This is a genomic window from Flavobacterium sp. ov086, assembly GCF_900187965.1.
Lineage (GTDB): Bacteria > Bacteroidota > Bacteroidia > Flavobacteriales > Flavobacteriaceae > Flavobacterium.
This window is the reverse complement of sequence record NZ_FZNL01000008.1, coordinates 121,067-142,277: the sequence shown is the minus strand read 5'-3', so window position 1 is coordinate 142,277 and position 21,211 is coordinate 121,067. Positions and strand designations below refer to the sequence as shown.

16 protein-coding genes are annotated in these 21,211 nt (G+C 32.6%); 9 read left to right on the top strand and 7 right to left on the bottom strand.

Translation table 11 applies throughout. The features are described from left to right. Window positions 1-87: 87 nt before the first annotated feature. Window positions 88-618 carry an outer membrane beta-barrel protein gene (locus CHB81_RS11090; RefSeq protein WP_089351943.1) on the bottom strand — a complete coding sequence of 177 codons (531 nt, stop codon included), beginning with the start codon at window positions 616-618 and terminating at the stop codon, window positions 88-90. A 315-nt stretch (window positions 619-933) separates the two neighbouring features. Between CHB81_RS11090 and CHB81_RS11085 the strand changes: the two genes are divergently transcribed. Continuing rightward, the gene (locus CHB81_RS11085) at window positions 934-3,078 is read left to right on the top strand and encodes a S46 family peptidase (protein ID WP_089351942.1); all 2,145 of its coding nucleotides are present in this window, start codon (window positions 934-936) and stop codon (window positions 3,076-3,078) included. 141 nt (window positions 3,079-3,219) lie between these two features. Here CHB81_RS11085 and CHB81_RS11080 read toward each other — a convergent pair whose 3' ends face one another. Beyond that, complete coding sequence (locus CHB81_RS11080; protein WP_089351941.1) at window positions 3,220-9,594, bottom strand: alpha-2-macroglobulin; 6,375 nt, start codon at window positions 9,592-9,594, stop codon at window positions 3,220-3,222. Window positions 9,595-9,723: 129 nt separating this feature from the next. Here CHB81_RS11080 and CHB81_RS11075 point away from each other — a divergent pair, with 129 nt between their 5' ends. After that, window positions 9,724-10,410 carry a lipopolysaccharide assembly protein LapB gene (locus tag CHB81_RS11075; protein ID WP_089351940.1) on the top strand — a complete coding sequence of 229 codons (687 nt, stop codon included), beginning with the start codon at window positions 9,724-9,726 and terminating at the stop codon, window positions 10,408-10,410. Between the two features lie 65 nt (window positions 10,411-10,475). Continuing rightward, window positions 10,476-11,831 (top strand): UDP-N-acetylmuramate--L-alanine ligase, encoded by a 1,356-nt coding sequence (murC, locus tag CHB81_RS11070; protein WP_089351939.1) that lies wholly within the window; start codon window positions 10,476-10,478, stop codon window positions 11,829-11,831. Window positions 11,832-11,928: 97 nt separating this feature from the next. Here the strand turns inward: murC and CHB81_RS11065 are convergent, their stop codons facing one another. Further along, window positions 11,929-12,555, bottom strand: coding sequence for a DUF1287 domain-containing protein (locus tag CHB81_RS11065; RefSeq protein ID WP_089351938.1), 627 nt, complete (start codon window positions 12,553-12,555; stop codon window positions 11,929-11,931). 130 nt (window positions 12,556-12,685) lie between these two features. Here CHB81_RS11065 and CHB81_RS11060 point away from each other — a divergent pair, with 130 nt between their 5' ends. From CHB81_RS11060 to CHB81_RS11045, 4 genes are read left to right on the top strand one after another with little or no spacing between them, the layout of a single operon-like run. Continuing rightward, window positions 12,686-13,156, top strand: a complete 471-nt coding sequence (locus CHB81_RS11060; protein WP_089351937.1) for a GNAT family N-acetyltransferase — start codon at window positions 12,686-12,688, stop codon at window positions 13,154-13,156. Continuing rightward, window positions 13,157-13,846, top strand: a complete 690-nt coding sequence (radC, locus tag CHB81_RS11055) for a DNA repair protein RadC (protein ID WP_089351936.1) — start codon at window positions 13,157-13,159, stop codon at window positions 13,844-13,846. Between the two features lie 3 nt (window positions 13,847-13,849). After that, window positions 13,850-14,536 (top strand): YjjG family noncanonical pyrimidine nucleotidase, encoded by a 687-nt coding sequence (locus CHB81_RS11050; RefSeq protein WP_089351935.1) that lies wholly within the window; start codon window positions 13,850-13,852, stop codon window positions 14,534-14,536. 2 nt (window positions 14,537-14,538) lie between these two features. Continuing rightward, window positions 14,539-15,306 (top strand): hypothetical protein, encoded by a 768-nt coding sequence (locus CHB81_RS11045; RefSeq protein WP_089351934.1) that lies wholly within the window; start codon window positions 14,539-14,541, stop codon window positions 15,304-15,306. Window positions 15,307-15,321: 15 nt separating this feature from the next. Here CHB81_RS11045 and CHB81_RS11040 read toward each other — a convergent pair whose 3' ends face one another. Continuing rightward, window positions 15,322-16,599, bottom strand: a complete 1,278-nt coding sequence (locus tag CHB81_RS11040) for a replication-associated recombination protein A (protein WP_089351933.1) — start codon at window positions 16,597-16,599, stop codon at window positions 15,322-15,324. Window positions 16,600-16,748: 149 nt separating this feature from the next. On the opposite strand from CHB81_RS11040, the gene CHB81_RS11035 reads away from it, so the two are divergent. Together CHB81_RS11035 and CHB81_RS11030 are read left to right on the top strand one after the other, a co-directional pair. Continuing rightward, window positions 16,749-17,513, top strand: coding sequence for a rhomboid family intramembrane serine protease (locus tag CHB81_RS11035; protein ID WP_089351932.1), 765 nt, complete (start codon window positions 16,749-16,751; stop codon window positions 17,511-17,513). Between the two features lie 70 nt (window positions 17,514-17,583). Further along, window positions 17,584-18,090: a hypothetical protein gene (locus tag CHB81_RS11030; RefSeq protein WP_089351931.1), complete on the top strand. Its 507-nt coding sequence runs from the start codon at window positions 17,584-17,586 to the stop codon at window positions 18,088-18,090. A gap of 3 nt (window positions 18,091-18,093) precedes the next feature. Here the strand turns inward: CHB81_RS11030 and CHB81_RS11025 are convergent, their stop codons facing one another. The 3 genes from CHB81_RS11025 to CHB81_RS11015 form a co-directional block, all read right to left on the bottom strand. Next, window positions 18,094-18,897, bottom strand: coding sequence for a DUF2490 domain-containing protein (locus tag CHB81_RS11025; RefSeq protein ID WP_089351930.1), 804 nt, complete (start codon window positions 18,895-18,897; stop codon window positions 18,094-18,096). Between the two features lie 40 nt (window positions 18,898-18,937). Continuing rightward, complete coding sequence (gene rlmB, locus CHB81_RS11020; protein WP_089351929.1) at window positions 18,938-19,672, bottom strand: 23S rRNA (guanosine(2251)-2'-O)-methyltransferase RlmB; 735 nt, start codon at window positions 19,670-19,672, stop codon at window positions 18,938-18,940. An 89-nt stretch (window positions 19,673-19,761) separates the two neighbouring features. Then, window positions 19,762-21,207 carry a RagB/SusD family nutrient uptake outer membrane protein gene (locus CHB81_RS11015; RefSeq protein ID WP_089351928.1) on the bottom strand — a complete coding sequence of 482 codons (1,446 nt, stop codon included), beginning with the start codon at window positions 21,205-21,207 and terminating at the stop codon, window positions 19,762-19,764. Between the last annotated feature and the right edge of the window lie 4 nt (window positions 21,208-21,211).

Below are 21,211 nucleotides of genomic sequence, written 5' to 3'. Positions count from 1 at the left end.
AAAAATTCAAACCCGACAACTCAAATTGTCGGGTTTTTTGTTTCAAACGAAAAAAACAAATTTATTTCAGATGAGTTTTAGTTAGAACTAAAGTCCGAAATTTTTAGAGATTCCAACATTGAAATTCTTTCCAAAGTCAAAACCAATACGTTCTTGTCTCGGAATTCCTTTTCCGGAAAGGTTATCGTAGTTTATTCCTCCAATAGAGAAATTTAAACCAAAACCTTTTTTCATGTTGATGAACAATGCCGGTGTTAAACTTGCGTACATTCCTTTAGCATCATTTAATGTTGTGTCTTGATAACCAACTCCCAAATCTGTATAGAAAGAGAACAACTCAGAAAGAGGTGTTGAGTAACGTGCGAAAGCTCCAATTTTGTATGCTTCTTGTCTCACTGAACCTGTTTCTTTGTAGTTCTTGATTGAACCTTCAACTCCTGCAGTCCAATGGTCAGTAAACTGATATCCTACTTTTGGAGAAAATTCAAATCCTTCAAATTTATCGTCACCAATTTTTTCTGATGCAAATCCAACATTTCCGCCTAACAAGATTGACCCTTTTTGAGCATTTGTGATTGTTGCAATTAATAACGCAACAGCTAATAATAATTTCTTCATTTTATTTTGATTAAATAGTTGATGACAAACTTATGGAATTAAAATTTGTAAGAAATAATTTATTTTATGTTTTTACATACGAAAGTAAATTTTTACAATTAAGACATTAAATTAGCAAGCTTTAACTGTTTTTATTTTAAGTTTTAAGAGTTTCTTGGAAGAAGAAGTGAAAGAAAAGATGATATTTTTCTCTTTTTGAAATTGTGAATTTCGTAAAATTGTCTTAAAATTAATCCAGTATCTTTTGGTTTTGTTGATATGTGCTATTTTTTGTTGCGAAAATGAGTTATATTCGCATTACTTAAACAAAATAACATGAAAAAAATAGTTTTATTCTTGACCATGTGCCTAATGGCTTTTCCGGTAAAAGCAGATGAAGGAATGTGGTTCTTGATGTTTATCGAAAGATTGAACCATAGAGATATGGAAAAAATGGGCTTGCAATTAACAGCCGAAGAAATTTATAGTATTAATCATCATAGTTTGAAAGATGCTGTTGTACAGTTTAATGGAGGATGTACTGCAGAAATCGTTTCTAAAAACGGATTGGTTTTGACAAATCACCACTGTGGATATAATGCAATCGCTGAACTTTCGACAGCTGAACAAAATTATTTGAAAGATGGTTTTTGGGCAAAAGAAAGAAGTGCCGAAATGAAACCAAAATCTTTATACGTTCGTTTCTTTGTTCGTATGGATGACGTTTCTAAAAGAATTTTATCAAAAGTAAATGATAAAATGACAGAAACAGAAAGAAATAAAGTGATTCAGCAAGAAATTGCTTTGATCGAAAAAGAGAACAATGAAGGTGGAAAATACACTGTTTCTGTTCGTCCTTTCTTTCAGGGTAATGAATATTACTATTTCGTTTACCAAGATTATACAGACGTTCGTTTAGTTGGAACGCCACCGGAAAGTGTTGGTAAATTTGGTGGAGACACTGATAACTGGGAGTGGCCTCGTCAAACAGGAGATTTCTCTATGTTTAGAGTTTATGCTGATAAAGACGGGAATCCTGCAGCTTACTCTAAAGACAATGTGCCTTTGCAGCCTAAACATTACTTACCAATAAGCATTAAAGGTGTAAAAGAGAATGATTTTGCTATGATTTTAGGATATCCAGGAAGAACAAACCGTTGGATGCCTGCTGGTGGAATTGAGCAAAACGTTAAGTTTGCTTATCCTGCTTGGGTTGAAGGTGCTAAAACCGGAATGGACCAAATGAAAAAGTATATGGATAAAGATGCGACAGTTCGTTTGCAATATGCATCTAAATATGCTTCGACAGCAAACTACTGGAAAAACCGTCAGGGTATGATCGATGCTTTAACAAAAGCAGGAACTGCAGCTACAAAAAGTGAACAAGAAGATAAGTTCTACGAGTGGGCAGCTAAACCGGCTAATAAAGAAAAGTACGAAAATGTAATTCCAACTATTAATGATTATTACAGAGAAACAAACTTAAAAGCTACTCATGATAATTACTTAACGCAACTTTTGCGTACTTCAAGTTATGCAACAGGACCTGCAAATTTAGGAAACGCATTGATCGCTTATTATAATGAGAATGATGCTAAAAAAGCTGAAATGTTACCTAAGATTAATACAATGATCGATAACATTTATGGTGAATTTTATGCACCGCTTGAAAAAGATGTGTTAACGGCTCAATTGAATTTATACGCTTCTAAAGCTGCTGAATATGGTTTAGCTCCACAAATTGCTAAAATGAAATCAGAGAATAATGGTGATTTCACTACTGACGTTGCAAAAGCAATTGAAATAAGTTACTTTACTTCTAAAGAAAAAGTAGTTGCATTTATGGCTGATCCAAAACCATTGGCAATTGTACACGATCCTTTGTACATCATTTCTAATGATTTGTTGACAAAGTACCGTGCTAAAACAGATGATCAGGCAAAAGCTGATGATGGTTTTGCAATTGCTTACCGCAAACTTGTTGAAGGTTTAAGAGTATCAAAATTGAATGCAATTCAATATCCGGATGCTAACTCTACTTTGAGATTAACTTACGGAAAAGTTCGAGCCTTGCCTGCAGATCCACGTAATGATGCTAAAATAAATAACTATACGACCATGGAAAGTATGGTTAAAAAGTATAAAGCAGGAGATCAGGAATTTGATTTGCCAAAACGTTTATTAGAATTAAACAAAGCAAAAGATTTTGGTCAATATGCTGATAAAGCAGGTTACATGCCAGTGAACTTCTTAACTGATAATGATATTACTGGAGGAAATTCTGGTTCTCCGGTTTTAAACGGAAAAGGTGAATTAATTGGAATTGCTTTTGACGGAAACATCGAAGCAATGGCTGGAGACGTTATTTTTGATCCTAAATTACAAAGAACAATCAACGTAGATATTCGTTATGTACTTTGGATTATTGACAAATACGCCGGAGCTAAAAATATTATTGATGAAATGACGATTATCAAATAATCTCAATTTATTTATTTATAAAAGTAAACCCGACAAGTTTCAATAACTTGTCGGGTTTTTTTTATGGTATTTTTTTTCGCCACGAATTCACGAATTAATTAAAATAAAAATTCGTGAATTCGTGGCGATTTTTTTGGAATTTTAATTCACTTTTACTCGAATTCCCTTGGTGTGACTTGCAAACTCCGGAGCATACATGCTTTCAATTGTGGTAATTCCGTTGGAGAATTCTCCACTGTTGTTTACGCGAATATCATATTCCAAAACATAAGTTCCTTTATTGATTCGGTCAAAAAAGAAATGTGTTGCAGCATCTTTTGTGCTCCTATAATATCCTAAACGATCTTTATATTGATATTCCGAAAGTACATTTACGGGTTCAAAACACGAAGCTCTCATATCTTTTAGATGAACAAATTCCATGTCTTCTTTAGATTTGATAATCAATCTTACTGTAACTAAATCTCCAGTTTTTAATGGATTTTTAGTTGTAATTTTTTCTAATTGATCTCCTTTTAATGAGTTCTTCTTCAGATATAATTCTTTAGAAACCGATAAAACTGCTCCTGAATTGGTTTTGATTTTATCTAAATCTTCAAAATACTGCCAATAAACACCTCCAAAACCTGGAACTTTAGATTTGTTTTGAATGCTTATTGAAGCCATTTCTTTTTTAACTTCATTGGCTTTCCAGTTGAGTTTGATATATCCGGTTTCAGCTTCTTTTTCGTTTTCGGATAATTTTTTCGTCAGGATTTTTTCGTCTCCAATTTTAATGACAGTATTGTCTTTTACAGATAGCCAATCGGTTCCTTGCATTAATAAAGCATAAATTGCTTCAGTAGTTGCTTTTGTTGTTGGCCAGTTTTTAGTTTGTTTATTTTTTAATAACCAAACTTTCATGGCATCTACAGATTTGGTGTCTTGATTTATTTCGGCGAAAGCCTCGATCAATAAAGCCTGAGTTTCTATAGGCGCCTGATACCAATACCAACCTGCTTTGTTGGCAATCCAGTACATTCCCCAATCTTCATTGTTTGATGAAGTTTCTTTTAGACTTTCGATGATTTTCTTGGCTGTTTCACTTTCACCAAAACGGTTTAAAGTCAAAGCAGCTAATCCTTTTTCATAAATAGAATAATTTAACCAATCTTTTTTGGCTGTTTGCAAATACAATTTTGTTGCTTTTTTCAGCGTATCAGAAAGGGGATATTTGTCTAAATAAAAACTTCTGGTATATAAATAATGCAAATCAGAATAAGGATTGATCCAGATTATTTTATCAGTTGCTTTTAAGTTTTTTGTTCGACCTTTATAATATTCCAGGAATTTATTGTCCAGAAACGGAATTCCGTTTTTGGCGATAGCATCAATTTTTTCATCACTCTCTTTCGTTTTATTTAGTTTAGCCAAATGACCTAAACCAGCCAGAATATGTCTGGTAATATATTCGCTTTCGTCATTTCCGTCAAACCATGAAAATCCTCCTGATGGTTTTTGCTTTTGTTTTAATTTTTCGAAAGTAGCTTCTTGAGAAGTTTTCATTTTCTCTAAATCAAATAAAAGTGCAAGATTCTTTTTCTTTTCGTCTTCGCTTTGTGCATCATTTAGCCAAGGCGTTTCTGCCAGAATGATCGATTTTAATTCTTCGTTTTCTTCTAATTTCGAATTCAGTTTTCCATTTTTTCTCCAATCTTCAAAAACAGTTGCAATCTTCGGATTACTCGAAATAATTTCTGAAGCCAAAGCATTGGCATAAAAACGAGCAAAAGTTTGTTCTGCACATTCGTGTTCATATTCCATTAAATAAGGCAAAGACTGAATCGCAATCCACGAAGGATTCGAAGTATATTCAAATGTAAGCTGGTGATTTTTTAAAGTCCTTGAATTGTTGTTTTTTAAATTCTCAAACGTATATTCTTTAGTCGAATTCTCACGAACCCAAACCGGAATGCTTTCTGTAACCAACATATTGTTTGTTAGAACCGGAAGTATATTTTCTTCTCCATCTGAGAAATCACCGGATTTGGCTAAGATTTTATATTGCACGCCTTGCAAACCTTCTGGAATCGAAATTGTCCAAGTTGCCGTTGTGTTCCCGAAAGCACCAACAGTAAAATTTCTCACATTTTTTGCATTCAGCATTTTTGCATCAATTGGTTGCATTGTTGTGGCATCAAAAAACTGCAAAATGGCAATTCCTGTTTTGGCTTTATCTGTAACATTCGAAATTTTAGCCGAGATTACAATCGTATCTTTTTCTCTAAAGAAACGTGGAAAATTTGGCAAAAGCATTAACTCTTTTTGAGTCACAACACTTTTCTCTAACAAAACTGAAACAGCATCTTTATTATGTGCGAATAAACGAAGTTTCCAAGCCGTTAAAGCTTCTGGTGAAGTAAAGTTGAAACTTATTTTTCCGCTTGCATCCGTTCTTAGATTTGGTAAAAAGAAAGCAGTTTCTGAAAGATTTTTCCTTGCTTTTACTTGGGTTAAGGCTTCTAGGGCTTTTTTTGTTGTTATGATTATAACGCCGTTTGCACCTCTGCTTCCGTAAAGTGCTGTTGCTTTATTGCCAGTTAAAAATTCTATGTCCAGAAGCTCATCAGGGTTTATTTTTTTGAAATTATTTTCTGAAGAAATTTCTCCATCAATTATATATAATGTAGATCCATCAACTACCATTGAAGTTAAACCGCGTATGATTTTTTTTCCAGGTATAAATTTAAGCTTGCTAGTTTGAAAGTAATATTCTGGATTGTTTAAAGTATCACTAGTCTTCATATAAGCAGGTTTTACAAATTGTACACTATCATCATTTGCTGACATTGATTCTTCGAGAACAGCTGCAGTTCCTGAGCCAACAGGTTCGTCAACTGTTAAAACTGCATCAGGATCTCCTTTGATAGTTTCACTGCCTACTTTTTTGTCTTTGATATCTACTATTGTCAAACCTAATGAATCTCCGTATCGACTATTGTCGAAGTCAAAACCAAACCATTTTAATTTTGTTTCTTCTTTATAGAATTCATCTATTGACGGATCTTCGTCGAGGTTTTCTAATGTAGCATTTATACTTTCGAAACCTAAACCAGATTTAAAATTCGAGGAGTTGTAACGGTAATTAGTTATGTTTAAAATATTCCAATCTCTTTTTGTAAACTGATCTAAAGAACTATCATACATAGATGCTAAAACTTCTGCTTCGGTTTTTGCATTGGTTGACTTTAATTTAAATGACCATTTTTCAGCACTTCCGGGTTCGATTTTATTTCTAAAACTTTCGACAATAAATTCTAGGTTAGTTTCCTCTGTTTTTAATGGAACGTTTATTTCATCATCAAAAATTTCATTCTCAAAAATGCTTTGAAAACTCAAACGCATTGAATTTTCAAATTCATTTTTTAACGGAATTTTGATTGTAACCTCATTGTTTTGTAAATGATATGTGTTTTCAAAATAGGTTTGATTGCCATAATTTCCGGTTGCAATGATATATAGATCTGGAATTACAGACGAAAGTTTGACTTCGACAAAACCATCTTTTTTAGGATCACTATTAATTTGTTCTGCTGTAAATAATTTACTCGGATTAAACTTGTCTTTACTTTGTTTGATTTCAAAAGTCGAAACGGATTCTATAGGATTATTGAAAGTATCTTTTGCCGAAAAAACAATTTTATAATTTCCGGATTTATAATTTGAAATAAAATCCAGCGCTATTTTTTTGTCTTTTTCAGTATCTATTTTCTTTGAGAATAATAAAGTTTCGCTGGTTTTGTCATTTTTAATATCGCGAATTTCATACGGAAACAATCTTTCAAAATCAGATGCTGAAATGGTTTCGATTTCTGGTTTTGGCCAAACTTGTTCTTTGAATTTATTAGAAAAGGGACTTACGAAATACAATTTAATTTCGCCTTTTGCTGCTAAAAATTCTCCGTTTAAATTGGTACTTGTAAGGATGATTTCATTTTTGTTTTTAGTTTCAATACGACCTGGAATACCTGCGTTGATAATCAAATCATGATAACCTACTTTTATGATGGTTTCTGAAGTGTGAGTTTCGCCATTAATATCTGTAATATCAGCCGTTATTCTATAGTTAAAGACGGGTAATTGTTCTTTGATTGCATTTTTTGAAGGTTCGGCTTTAAATTCAATTACAAATTTACCAGAAGCATCTGTTTTGGTTTCGCCAGTTGCTATAGTTTCGTTTTGTTCCTGACCGTAATAATTTCTAAAATAACTTGTAAATCGATTTACAGTATAAGTCACTTTTGCATCAGAAATATTGCTTCCTGCAAATGCTTTTGCTGTTCCGTTTACTTTAATGGACTGATTTACCTGAAAACTTTCTTTTTTAGGATCAAAATCAACTTTAAACTTTGGACGTTTGTATTCTTCAACTCTAAAATTAATTCCTGCGCTTTCAAGTATTACCGTTTTCCAGAAAGATTCATTTGGTTTGGTTTTTAGATCAAAGTTTCCGTTTGTAGAATCTTCGGGTCTTACTGCATAAATATTATAATTACCAGTTAAACCGCTTTTTGGTAAAACAAATTCTCCTGAAAATGAACCAAATTCATTTGTGGTAACTTCAAATTCTTTATAATTTTGATAGTTGGCATCTTTAACCATAATTTTAAAAGAAGTATTGGCAACAATTCTCGTTTTGTTTTCTTGCTTTTGAATTGCAATTCCTTTGTAATATACAGTTTGCCCGGGACGGTAAATAGCACGATCCAAATAAAACTCGACTTTAGCGTTTAAAGTTTTGTATTCATTGGTATTATACGGCTGGATATATCGAATATAATTTTGCATTGGAAAAATAGTATCATTATCTAATGAAAATTCAATGTGATCATAATAAGAATGATTGTTAAGTCCATTATAAGAGGCCAATCCGTTTGAATCTGTTTTAAGGGTATAATAGGATGATTTTATGGATACATTTTCAAGAGGTTTTCCTGTTTTTCGATCCAGAACCTGAAAGTTTTGTTTACTGTCTTCTTTAGATGCGAGAATACTTAAGTTTGAAACAGTCATCGTTTCAAATGCAGAAGCTTTTTTGTCTTTTAATCCAGAATCACTTTCGAAATAAACTAGATAACTTCCTGTTTCTAATTGTGGCAACAGGACTTCTGTTGTATACTCAAAATAGTCTTTTTTGTTTTGAAGCTGATATCCTTTAGACACAATTGCATTTTGGGTTTTTATAATGACTTCAGTTAAACTATCTTGTTTGTAGTATATTTCAGAGTCTGAAAACTTTTTGAGCTTTTTTTGATCTATTTTGTAAAAAGATATTTTTAAGTTGTCGATATTTTTATAGTTGATAAAAGCTCTGGTATTCTCTTTTGTATAACTGTATTTTTTAAGTCGAATATCCAATGATTTGGAAACAACGTTTTGTTTTTGCTGTAAAGCGGTTTGAGCTGCATTAGACTTATCGTTGATTTTTATAATATCATCATACATTTTGACAGCTTCAATTTTATAATCCGGATGTAATTCTTTTGAAGCTTGAGCAAGTAGAAGTTCAGCCTTTTTTAGCAGAATTTTTTGAGTTAGAATCTTATCGTTCGTCTGTTGTTGAAGATCATTTAAATACTTCGTTAGATCATCCGTAGGTTCCGGTATGAAATCACTGCAGAATATAATTCGGTTAAATTGATTTTCTAAAGAAGGATTACTTAATTCTAACTTTTGATATAAAGCAATAACTTTTCTTAGATTTTCATCTTTTATAAAACTTAAGTCAAGTTTCAAAAATGCTTCTGAATTTCCTAAAAGTTCGTTTTTATGCACTGCTATTTCACTATTTTGAATTTGCCAGTTCTGTATCTTTTCGGTAAAAAATTCGATGTTTTCTTTAAGTAGATAATCATATAAATTTTCTGTTTTTAATTTTTCTAAAGACAAAAAATCAAAAATAGTCTGATAATTGGTGAGTGGAGTAGCTTTTAGAATAGACTCGTTTTCTAATGTTTTTTCGAGAACTGCAATGACTTCTTTTTCGGTTGTAAATTCAATATTTGCATCACTTGGTTGAGAAATTGCTATACCGTCAACAGCAGACGTATCTATCGTTGCAGCAGCAGAATCTATTAATGCTGTTGCTTCGTCTACAACTGCCGCTGCACTGTCAACAACCACGACTGCGTAATCATAATTAGAATAATTATTTAAACATTTCGCATAAACTAAATTCAAAATTGCTTTTGATGGTATTGAAACCTTGTTAATATCGGTTTTAAGATTGCTTAAGATTTTAGCTTTTGCATTTTCGTCCAGGACTTGAAGATATTTAGAATGATAAAAAAAACATTTTATCATTTGAACTTCATCTTTTTTTGAGACAGCTTTCTTGTAGATTTGATCAACAATTTTGCTTGCAGATTTTATTTTACCTTCATTTTCGTAAGAGGTAACTTTAGTCCATTTTTTATCATTTTGTTGCGCAAATAAAGCTGTTGTGAACAAAAGGAGAACAAATAAGATATTTTTCATAAGGTGGTTTTGGTATATAGAGTGCGGTTTTGGAATAAAGGTTGGGAACGTTGTAAAATAATTTCGTACAAATTACTAATTTATCTCTAAAAGCAAATGATACATTTTATATTTCCTTATTTTTGAACCATGAAAAAACTGCTATTCTTTTTTGTTTTGATGCCCATTTTTGGATGGTCGCAATCGAATTTTGAAAAAGGAGAGAAGTTGTTTCAAGCTAAAAAATATGCTGAAGCACAAATTATTTTTGAAGGGATTCTAAAAACAAAACCTTTAGATATAAAAACTCTCGAATATTTAGGAGAGATTGAAGCGCATCAAAAATCATGGGTAAAAGGAGCGGAGTATTTCAAGAAATTGAAAGAATTGAAACCTACGGAAGCCGATTACTTTTTTAAATATGGTGGTTGTTTGGCTATGAGAGCAGCGGAAGTTAATAAAATAAAGGCTTTTACGATGGTTGACGATATGAAGGAAGCATTTGAAAAAGCGATTGCTTTAAATCCAAAACACGTTCAGGCGAGATGGGCATTGATCGAAATATACTTGCAATTACCCGGAATTTTGGGAGGTAGTGAATCGAAAGCAATTTCTTATTCGAATGAATTGTCGCAATTTTCGCCTGTGGATGGGTATTTGTCGAGAGGAAGAATTGATGAATATTTCAAAAGATATATATCAGCAGAAAAAAATTATATGAAAGCAAATGAAATTGGTAAATCAAAAGTTACATTTCAAAAATTATATAATTTATATTTGAATAAATTAAAAGACCCTAAAAAGGCACAGGAATTAAAAAGAAAGTTTGAAGCGTAATATCGGTTTCAAAATTGGATTCCAACAAAAACTGGAATTTGGAATTTTAAAAAATTGGAATTTAAATGAGAACACATTTCATCGCAATAGGCGGGAGCGCTATGCACAACTTAGCATTGGCATTACATAACAAAGGATATCAGGTTACAGGTAGTGATGATGCTATTTTTGAGCCATCAAAATCAAGATTAGAGAAAAAAGGAATTTTACCTGCTGAGTTAGGTTGGTTTCCTGAAAAAATCACTGCCGATATTGATGCGATAATTCTTGGAATGCATGCTAAAGCAGATAATCCGGAGTTGTTGAAAGCGCAGGAATTGGGATTGAAAATATATTCGTATCCTGAATTTTTACACGAACAATCTAAAAATAAAACGCGTGTTGTAATTGGTGGTTCTCACGGAAAAACAACGATTACTTCGATGATTTTGCACGTTATGCATTATCATAATATCGAAGTTGATTATATGGTAGGAGCACAGCTTGAAGGTTTTGATACGATGGTGCATCTTACTGAAGAAAATGATTTTATGGTTTTGGAAGGTGATGAATATTTATCTTCTCCTATCGACAGACGTCCAAAATTCCATTTATATCAGCCAAACATTGCTTTGATTTCTGGAATTGCATGGGATCATATTAATGTTTTTCCAACGTATGAAAATTATGTAGAGCAATTTGAGATTTTTATTGCAAAAATTACAAATGGTGGAATCTTAGTTTATAACGAAAATGATCCGGAAGTAAAACGTGTTGCTGAAGCGGCTACAAACCCAATTCGTAAATTAGCGTATCATACACCGGAATATACAGTTAGTGACGGAGTAACATTATTAAAAACTCCGGAAGGGGATATGCCAATCGAAGTATTTGGTGCGCATAATTTAAATAATTTGGCTGGAGCCAAATGGATTTGCCAAAACATGGGTGTTGACGAAGCTGATTTTTACGAAGCTATTGCAAGTTTTAAAGGAGCTTCTAAACGACTTGAGAAAATTGCTGAAGGAAAAGGAAAAGTTGCTTATAAAGATTTTGCGCATTCACCAAGTAAAGTGGCTGCAACTACAAAAGCGGTAAAAGAACAATATCCAAACAGAACTTTAGTAGCATGTTTAGAATTGCATACCTATAGTAGTTTGAATGCCGAATTCTTGAAAGAATACGAAGGAGCACTTGAATATGCAGATGTAGCGGTAGTATTTTATTCACCTGATGCAGTAAAAATTAAACAACTCGAAGAAGTGACTTATGAGCAAATTGCGGCGGCTTTTAATCGTGAAGATTTAATTATTTATACGAATCCTGCCGAATTCAAAGAATATTTATTCAACTTGAATCTTGAAAACTCTGCTTTATTATTGATGAGTTCAGGAAATTACGGAGGATTGAATTTTGATGAAGTAAAAGGGTTGATTAATTAGAAAATTTGATAATGTGCCAATGCAGTTTTGTATTTGGCACTTTTTTTTGAGTTTAAATTGGAATTTGGAATTTTTCTATTGGAATTTTATTTTGATTTTATTTCCAATATTTATAATGTCCTACAATAGTATATTTGAATAAACAATCTTCGAGAACTTGTCCGTTGCCAACGTTGTGGACGATTAGATTTCGTTTTCTGTCTGTTGTTTTTTTGTTTGTAATAATTCCGATATGAGGTAGTTTATCGTTAATTAGCCAGGTTACAATTTCTCCGGTTTTGTAATCGTTTGGATTTTGGGTTATTGGTAATTTTTCTCCCTTTCTTTCAAAGAAAATTTCTAAATTAGGAACTCTTCTATGATCGATATTAGTATCGGTTTTTGTCATTCCCCATTTTTGTAAATTCGGGTATGCTGAAAAATTTGCTATCATATCTTCATGAACTTCTTTTTGTAAATCGATACCTAATATTCGATAGGTACGAATAACAACATCGGTGCAAACTCCTTTATTTTTAGGAATATCTCCATTAGGATATTCTATCGAAAAATAAGCAGGATCATAATCTATCGAAGAATCAATTATAGATAATGCTGCATTTGACAATTTATCTGCAAAAGTGTTTGCTATTGCCGAAGAATTTTCGGTTAGAATTGTTGCTTTTTCTTTTTGATTACAAGAAAAAAATAAGAATACAACGATTAAAGTGTATATAGATTTCATTACAATAAATATAGAAGTTTGTTTGATAGCTATTTGCCTTTAAAATTAATTAATTTTGAAATAGTAATTTGTTATTTATGAGTGATTTTTCTTATTTTTCAATATATTCGCCTTTTAAGATTTTAATAAAATGAATTCAAGAATAGAGGTTGTGAGAACAACAAGTGAGAATCCGGATTTTGTAAGATTGATCAAAATATTTGACGCTTTTTTATGGGAACGTTATCCCGAATTAAAGAAGGATTATTGGGGAAATAATTTGATTGAGTTTAATGACAATGTTATCCTTATTTATTTAGACGGAAAAGCTATTGCAAGTGGCTGTTTTAAGAAATACAATGAGAAAACGGTTGAGCTGAAACGCATGTTTGTTTCACCTGAAGCAAGAGGTTTAGGTTTGGCACAATTAGTTATTAAAGAACTTGAAAAGGAGGCAAAGAATCAGGGTTTTGAAACCATGATTTTAGAAACTTTATACAAACAAATTGAGGCCATAAGTTTATATCAAAAAGTTGGATTTAAAATTGTAGAAAACTACGAGCCATATGTGGGTTTAACAAATAGTATTTGCATGAGTAAATCAATTAATGTTTTGCAGTAGATGGACATAACTTATTTGCCGATTTCGAATTGGTCAGAAGAAGATCGTCCACGCGAAAAATTAATGCTTAAAGGTAAAGAAGCTTTAAGCAATGCAGAATTACTTGCTATTTTAATTGGTTCAGGAAGTCGTAATGAATCTGCCGTTGATTTAAGCAGGCGCATTTTGGCGAGCGTAGGCACTTTGAATTCTTTAGCAAAATTATCAATTGCTCAGTTAATGAAATTTAAAGGTATAGGCGAGGCAAAGGCAATTACTATTGTTGCTGCTTTAGAGTTATGTCGTCGTAGAAAGGAGGAAGTTGTATCTATATTAGAGAAAGTTACTTCGAGTAAAATGGTTTTCCAAATGATGCAGCCTATTATAGGTGAACTTTCTCATGAGGAATTTTGGGTGCTTTTTCTTAATAATTCTAATAAGATAATTTCTAAAGTGCAATTAAGTAAAGGAGGAATAACGGGAACTATTGTTGATACGCGTATGGTTTTTAAATTAGCTTTTGAAAATAGAGCTACAGGCTTGATTTTATGTCATAATCATCCTTCGGGTTCGTTAATCCCAAGTGAAGCGGATAAGCAAATTACGAAGAAGTTAAAATTAGCTGGGGATGTTTTAGATGTTAAAGTTTTAGATCATTTGATTATTACTGAAACAAAATATTATAGTTTTGTAGATGAAGGAATTTTATAAGTTATGAATACCACTATTACCGACATTTTTTTTGATTTAGATCATACGCTTTGGGATTTTGATAAAAATTCAGAAATGGCTTTTGATCGTATTTTTAAAAACAGATTTCCAGATATTAAGATCGAGGATTTTATAACCCATTATGCTCCTATAAATCAGGCTTGCTGGAAATTATATCAAAACGACGAAATTACGCATGTCGAATTGCGCTACAATAGATTGAAACTTTCTTTTGATGCTTTAAATTATGAAATATCAGATGAAGACATCAATCAGGTTGCAAATGATTATATCGAATATTTAACCGATAATAATTATCTTTTTGATGGAGCAATCGAAGTTTTGGATTATTTAAAACCTAAATACAAACTGCATATTATCACAAATGGTTTTGCTGCTGTTCAGGATAAAAAGTTAAATAATGCCGCTCTTGGTGGTTACTTTGATACTATAACAAATTCTGAGTTAGCTGGTGTTAAAAAACCAAATAGTATTATCTTTGATTATGCTGTCAATTTGGCTCAGGCCTCAAAAGAAAATAGTATTATGATTGGCGATTGTCTTGATGCAGATGTTAATGGTGCATTGAATGCCGGTTTGGATGCTATTTTTTTTAATGATAAAAAAGTTGAAGCTCCTGAAAATATTAAACAAATAAATCATTTATTAGAACTTAAAAAATATTTATAATTATGAGAATAAAATTTTTGTTGATTGCACTTCTTACCACGTTTATTGGGTTTGCTCAATCTATTAATGATTACAAAGCAGTGATTGTACCCTTGAAATATGATTTTCTTAAAACTGAAAATCAATACAGAATGTCTACAATGACAAAATCGAATTTAAACAAAGCTGGTTTTCAGGCTTTTTATGTTAATGAAGAACTTCCGACAGGATATGGTGATCGTTGTGATCTTTTGTATGTAGATGTAAAAAGAGATAATGGATTTTTAATAACAAAACTTTATGTTGAGTTTAAAGATTGTTATGGAAAAGTAATTTACACTTCTGAAGTTGGGAAAAGCAAAGAAAAAGATTACGAAGTAGCTTATAGAGAGTGTCTGGATTTAGCATTTGTATCTATAACGGGATTACATTATAAATATAGCGGGAAATCTGCTGTTTCAACCGTAAGAGCGACGCCTGTTACTCCAGCAGCTGCAGCAGTTACAACTTCGGCGGCAGTTACAACGTCAGCAGCAGTTGCTGTTGCTCCTTCACCAGATTTGAAAGATCCTAGTTTGTTGTATGCGCAACCTACAGAATCAGGTTATCAGTTAATTGATAAAACACCAAAAGTGGTTATGAAATTGCTTAAAACTTCGCAATCAAATGTGTTTATTGCAATAAAAGATAATGTACAAGGTTCTCTAATTTTGAAAGAAGACGGTCAATGGTATTTCGAATCTTATCAAAATGATAAATTAGTTTCAGAAAAAATTGTCGTTAAATTCTAAATATAAAATAGGGTTCTAGTAACCATATTTATCTTTCCAACGGTTCTTTAAAAATTCACGGTTGCTGTTCTCTCTAGAATTGCTTCCTGGATTGTAAAGAACCGTTTCTTTTACAGCATCAGGCAAAAATTCCTGCTCGGCAAAATTATTGGCATAATCATGCGAATATTTATAATCATCACCATATCCCAACTCTTTCATAAGTTTGGTTGGAGCGTTTCTTAAATGTATTGGTACCGGTAAATCACCAGTTTGTTTAACCAGTTGTTGCGCGTTTCCAATTGCCATATACGACGCATTACTTTTAGGAGAAGTAGCCAGATAAATTGCACATTGACTTAATATAATTCTACTTTCAGGATAACCAATTGTTGTTACGGCCTGAAACGTATTGTTTGCCATAATAAAAGCCGTCGGGTTTGCATTTCCAATATCTTCGCTTGATAAAATGAGCATTCTTCTGGCGATAAACTTTACATCTTCGCCACCTTCAATCATTCTTGCCAGCCAGTAAACAGCTCCGTTTGGATCACTGCCGCGAATTGATTTTATAAATGCCGAAACGATATCATAATGTTGTTCACCACTTTTGTCATACAAAACAGTATTTTGCTGGACTAATTCAAAAACGCGATCATTGGTAATAATAATTTCGTCGCCAGCCGAAGCGTTTATAACAAGTTCAAAAATATTTAAAAGCTTTCTTCCATCTCCGCCAGAAAGTCGGAGTAGAGCTTCGGTTTCTTTTAATTGAATGTTTTTGGTTGATAAATAAGTATCCGTTTTCATTGCGCGATGCAATAAAGACTCTAAATCGGCTTTTGTAAAAGCATTTAGTACATAGACTTGACAACGTGACAATAATGCAGGAATAACTTCAAAACTTGGGTTTTCGGTCGTTGCGCCAATAAGTGTAATCCAGCCTTTTTCGACCGCAGCCAAAAGCGAGTCTTGTTGCGATTTACTAAAACGGTGAATCTCATCAATAAACAGAATAGGATTTTTAGCCGTAAATAACCCGCCACTTTGTTTTGCTTTTTCAATTACATCACGAATATCTTTAACACCTGAATTTATTGCGCTCAAGATGTAAAACGGACGTTTTGATTCTTGTGCTATAATTTGTGCCAAAGTCGTTTTTCCTGTTCCCGGAGGTCCCCAAAATATTAATGACGGAATAATTCCTTTTGATATTTGTTGTGTTAACGAACCATTTGGACCAACCAAATGACTTTGACTTATGTAGTCTTCTAATTGCTGTGGGCGAATACGCTCGGCTAAAGGTGCTTCCATTTTGTAAAATTACTATTTTCAATTTTAATTTTATAGTATTAAAGGGTTACAAATCATAACAAAGACTGAGGAGGCTTTAGCTGACAAATTATCAGTATATTGTATTTGGATAGTTTTTTGATATTGCCAATACAACATATTTAATAATCATGAACGATAACCACTTTAAATTTACGACTGCTGTTATTGGTCTTCCAGTTTTTTTTGTCCTTTTTCTGTGGATTGTTTATTGGATGCAAATCCGCTTCGATTTTGATTTTTATCAACATGGTATTTATCCACGAGATTTTTCAGGTTTACAAGGAGTTTTGTTTAGTCCTTTTATTCATGAAAATTTAGGTCATTTATATAACAACTCGATTCCGCTTTTGGTCTTGCTGGCAGCATTGCAATTTTTTTATCCTAAACAATCTTTAAGTGTTATTGTTTATGGTATTTTATTTTCGGGATTAATCACCTGGATTATAGGTCGGGAAAATTTCCATATTGGAGCAAGCGGTTTGATCTATGTATTAGTAAGTTTTATTTTTTTCAAAGGAATTCAAACACGTTATTATCGTTTAGTGGCGCTTTCGTTGTCTGTCATTTTACTTTATGGTGGAATGATTTGGTATGTATTTCCGGATGTAGACAAGTCAATTTCATGGGAAGGGCATTTGGCAGGTTTTATTACCGGTTTTGCAATGTCTTTACTTTATAAAACACCTGAATATGCAAAACCAATTGTTTATGATTGGCAAAAACCAGATTTTAATCCTGAAGAGGATGCTTTTATGAGGCATTTTGATGAAAATGGAAATTTTGTTAATACCGAAATTCCAGAAGAAGATTCAGAGGATGTTTTTACTTATTATAATTCGAGTTTTCCAGTAAGTTATACTGTAACGAAAAGAGAATCAGAGGATAAAATGTAAGCGAGGATATTTGTTTTGATTATAATTGATTATTTTTGTTAAAGACATTCTAATTTCATTCTCCCTTTTTATGAAAAAGATAAGCTTTATAATTGGGTTATTAGTGCTTTTAAGCGGATCAAGTATAATGGCACAATGCGACGTAAAAAACAAAGTTCTTGCTGACGGAACAATGATGTACTATTTTGAACCGGCTAATTTTTATGTAACAAAATCAAAATCATTAAAGATTAATATCGTAACCGATAAGGAACATTATTTTGTGTCACTCCAGCCTTCACCATTTCCTGCTAAAAGTGAAGGAAAAAAAATAAAAGATGATTTAATTATTCATTTGGCCGATAATAAACAATACAAGTTGGCACATTATGATACTCAATATAGGAATAATGATTCAATTATGCAGGTTCTTTACTTGATTGATGATAAGGATATTGAGGCATTCTCTAACTTTGAGGCAATAGTGGCCGAAATTAACATGAAAGGAACAGAGTTTGTTCGTAGTTATAATTTCAAATTACACAAAGATGCTATTAAAGAGCAATTAAATTGCTTTTTAAAGAAGGATGAAAAGTAGATATTAATCGTCAGTTTTTGTGTTATCATTATTATGAGATAATTTTTTCTTGATGGTCTCAAAAAGATTATTAAATGTAACTGTTAAAGATGCAGCATTTACAATCTGATTTTCATTATCTCTGGGTAGATATTCGTTTGCATAAGTTAATTCTACCTGAATGTCATCTGTGAATAAATAACCTCCACCTATAATAAACCTGTTTCGATCAAAGAAACTTAAACCGGTGACTTTTGCACCTGATTTAAAATAGAGTTCATCTGAGGCAACAGCATAAACAACACCTTGTCTTAAAACTTTGCTATTAATAGGTTTTATGTATTTTATTTGCTGGCGATACCTTAAAACATTTTCGTAATCGTCTTCGCCATTTCTGATATGCCGAAGTTCCATTCTCATTCGGGTACTTAAAGTATATCCTGTTTTGTGAAAATAGTAGGTTCCCTGGAGGGCAAATCTCCATTCCGGAGATTTGAACTGACCTATTTCGGGTACGTCTTTATTGTCGTAATAGGCAACAAAGGTTGAGAGTTTCCATCTGGGAGTTAAATAGTAATGTCCCCATCCTCGGAAGGATTTTTGAATGTTTTGCTGAAAAATATTCGAAGAAGTTGCAGTACTGCTATAAGAGGAGCCGAGGTCAAATTCAGTAGACCATTTTTCGTTTATGGTCCGATTGAACTGAACTTCATTCCAGGATTGTCCGTAAGTAGTGGTTTGTCCGTAGCTTAAGTTTGTAATTAACAAAACTACAAACCAGCAACAGATTTTATGAAAGAATATGTTAAGAATAGATTTTGAAGACATTCATACTAGATTTACTTGTCATCTTAATTCTCAATACTATTTAACTTCTTTGGCGGACAGCTTCGTATAAAAATGCTCCACAAGCTACAGAAACATTTAGAGATCCTATTGATCCAAACATTGGTAATTTTGCTTTTTCATCTACAATTTTAAGTACAGATGGGTTTATTCCTCTGTCTTCAGATCCCATGATAATTGCTACAGGTTCGTTTAGTGCAATATCGTATATATTTTGATCTGTTTTTTCGGTTGCAGCAACGGTTTTTATTCCTGAACCCTGAAGGTAAAATATAGCATCTTTAATATGTTCTACTTTACAAATAGGCACATTGAAAACCGCACCTGCTGATGTTTTTACCGTATCACCATTTACAGGTGCCGAACCAGCTTTTTGGACAATAATTCCGTTTACTCCTGTACATTCAGCAGTTCTGATTATAGCTCCAAAGTTTCTGGCATCAGAAATTTGATCTAATATTAAAAACAAAGGTTTAGTTCCTGATTCAATTGTTGATTCAACTAAATGTTCTAATTCGATAAAACCAATAGGAGAGATTGTTGCAACAGCTCCTTGGTGATTGTTTGGTGTTAGGCGATTTAGTTTTTCTACAGGTACATAGGAGAAATTTATGTTGGCACGTTTCATGACCTTCATTAAATCTTTCATTAATTCTCCGGAAATTTCTTTTTGTATAAATACTTTATCAACTTCTTTTCCTGCTTGAATTGCTTCTATAATGGCTCTAATTCCAAATATTTGATGTTCTTTTTCCATAGGGCAAATATAGGTATAATGTTTATATAAAAAAAAAACCACTCTGAATGAACAGAGTGGTTTAATATGTAATTTAAGCGCTATTTAAATTATAGTGGGCTTTGTACAATTAATGGATTTGCATCAATTTCCGCTTGTGGAACCTGGAAGATGAATTTATTGTCTCCTGCAGGAATATTGAATTTTCCGAAAGATGGGTGGTTAGATCCAACATAATCTCTATTAAGAGCAACTCCTAAACGTTTCATGTCAAACCATGCGTATCCTTCTCCCCATAGTTCAATTCTTTTTTGAAGTACGATCTCATTGATTAAAGCAGTACCAGTTTTTGTAGATAATACATAAGCAGGATCTCTTGTAATTGTAATATCATATAAAACTTGCTTTGCTGTACCTTCATTTCCTGATCTCGCAAGAGCTTCAGCTTCGATATAATACAATGATGCTGATCTTATATAGATGTAATCTCCAGAATCAATAGTTGGATCTCTAAATTTGGTATTAGCATATGCAGGTAATGAAGGATAAGTTGTACTTCCCGCTGGTGGTACAAATGCTTTTTTTCTATAGTCAGTGTTAGAGATACTCTCGTACATATTTTTATCTATGTTTTTGTATATCCCTAAACCTCCAGCATATCCTGAATCGTTTGTATTGTCAAAATGACTGAAAAAACTTGCTACGAAAGTACTTTGTGCAGAAGTTATTGTAGCTCCCCACATTGTTTCATTACCAGTAGTTATATCATAGAATCCAGTGTTCCAATCTGCTTGAGTAAGTAAAGTGTAGTTTTGTCTAGCTTTATGAGCAAAATCAGCAGCTTCAGGATATTTCCCCATTTCTAAGTAAACATCAGCTAAAAAAGCTTGTGCTACAGATTGATCTAATCCGTCTTTGTTTGCACGTGTGAAACCTTCTAGCTCTGTAATAGCTAGTTTTAAGTCGCTCTCTATTACTTTGTATACTTCTTGAACTGTAGCTCTTGGTTTGGCGTCCACAGTAGGTTCTGTAAATAATGGAACACATAGTTTTGTTTCATTGCCAACATAAGTAGGTCCATACATACGTGCTAACATAAAGTAAAAGTAACCTCTTAAAGCCAATGCTTGACCTCTAATGGCTTTAAGCTCCGGAGTTGGTGCGTCAGCAGGAATAGCTTGTATTAGCTTGTTTGTTGTTCTTATCTGTGGATAATAAATTGTCCAAGCTAATTTTGATCTACTGTTTGTCTGCTGTCTTCCTAAATAATTGTAAAAAGAACCATACCAGCTTGATTTAGTCATTAACATATCGTTTGACATTAGATCAGTAGCAGCAAGGATAGATTTATGACCATAATCTTCGTGACTACCAGCGACAGATAAGCCGTAGGATCTTAAAGCGGAATAAATTCCAGCTAAAATTGATTTACTCGCAGTAGGTGATGTTGCAAGTTGTTCGTCGTTAATTGTTGATTCTGGTTGTGCATCAAGAAAATCTTTTGAACAACCTGTGAGTATCAACAGGGACATTGATAATATTAATATTTTTTTCATTTTC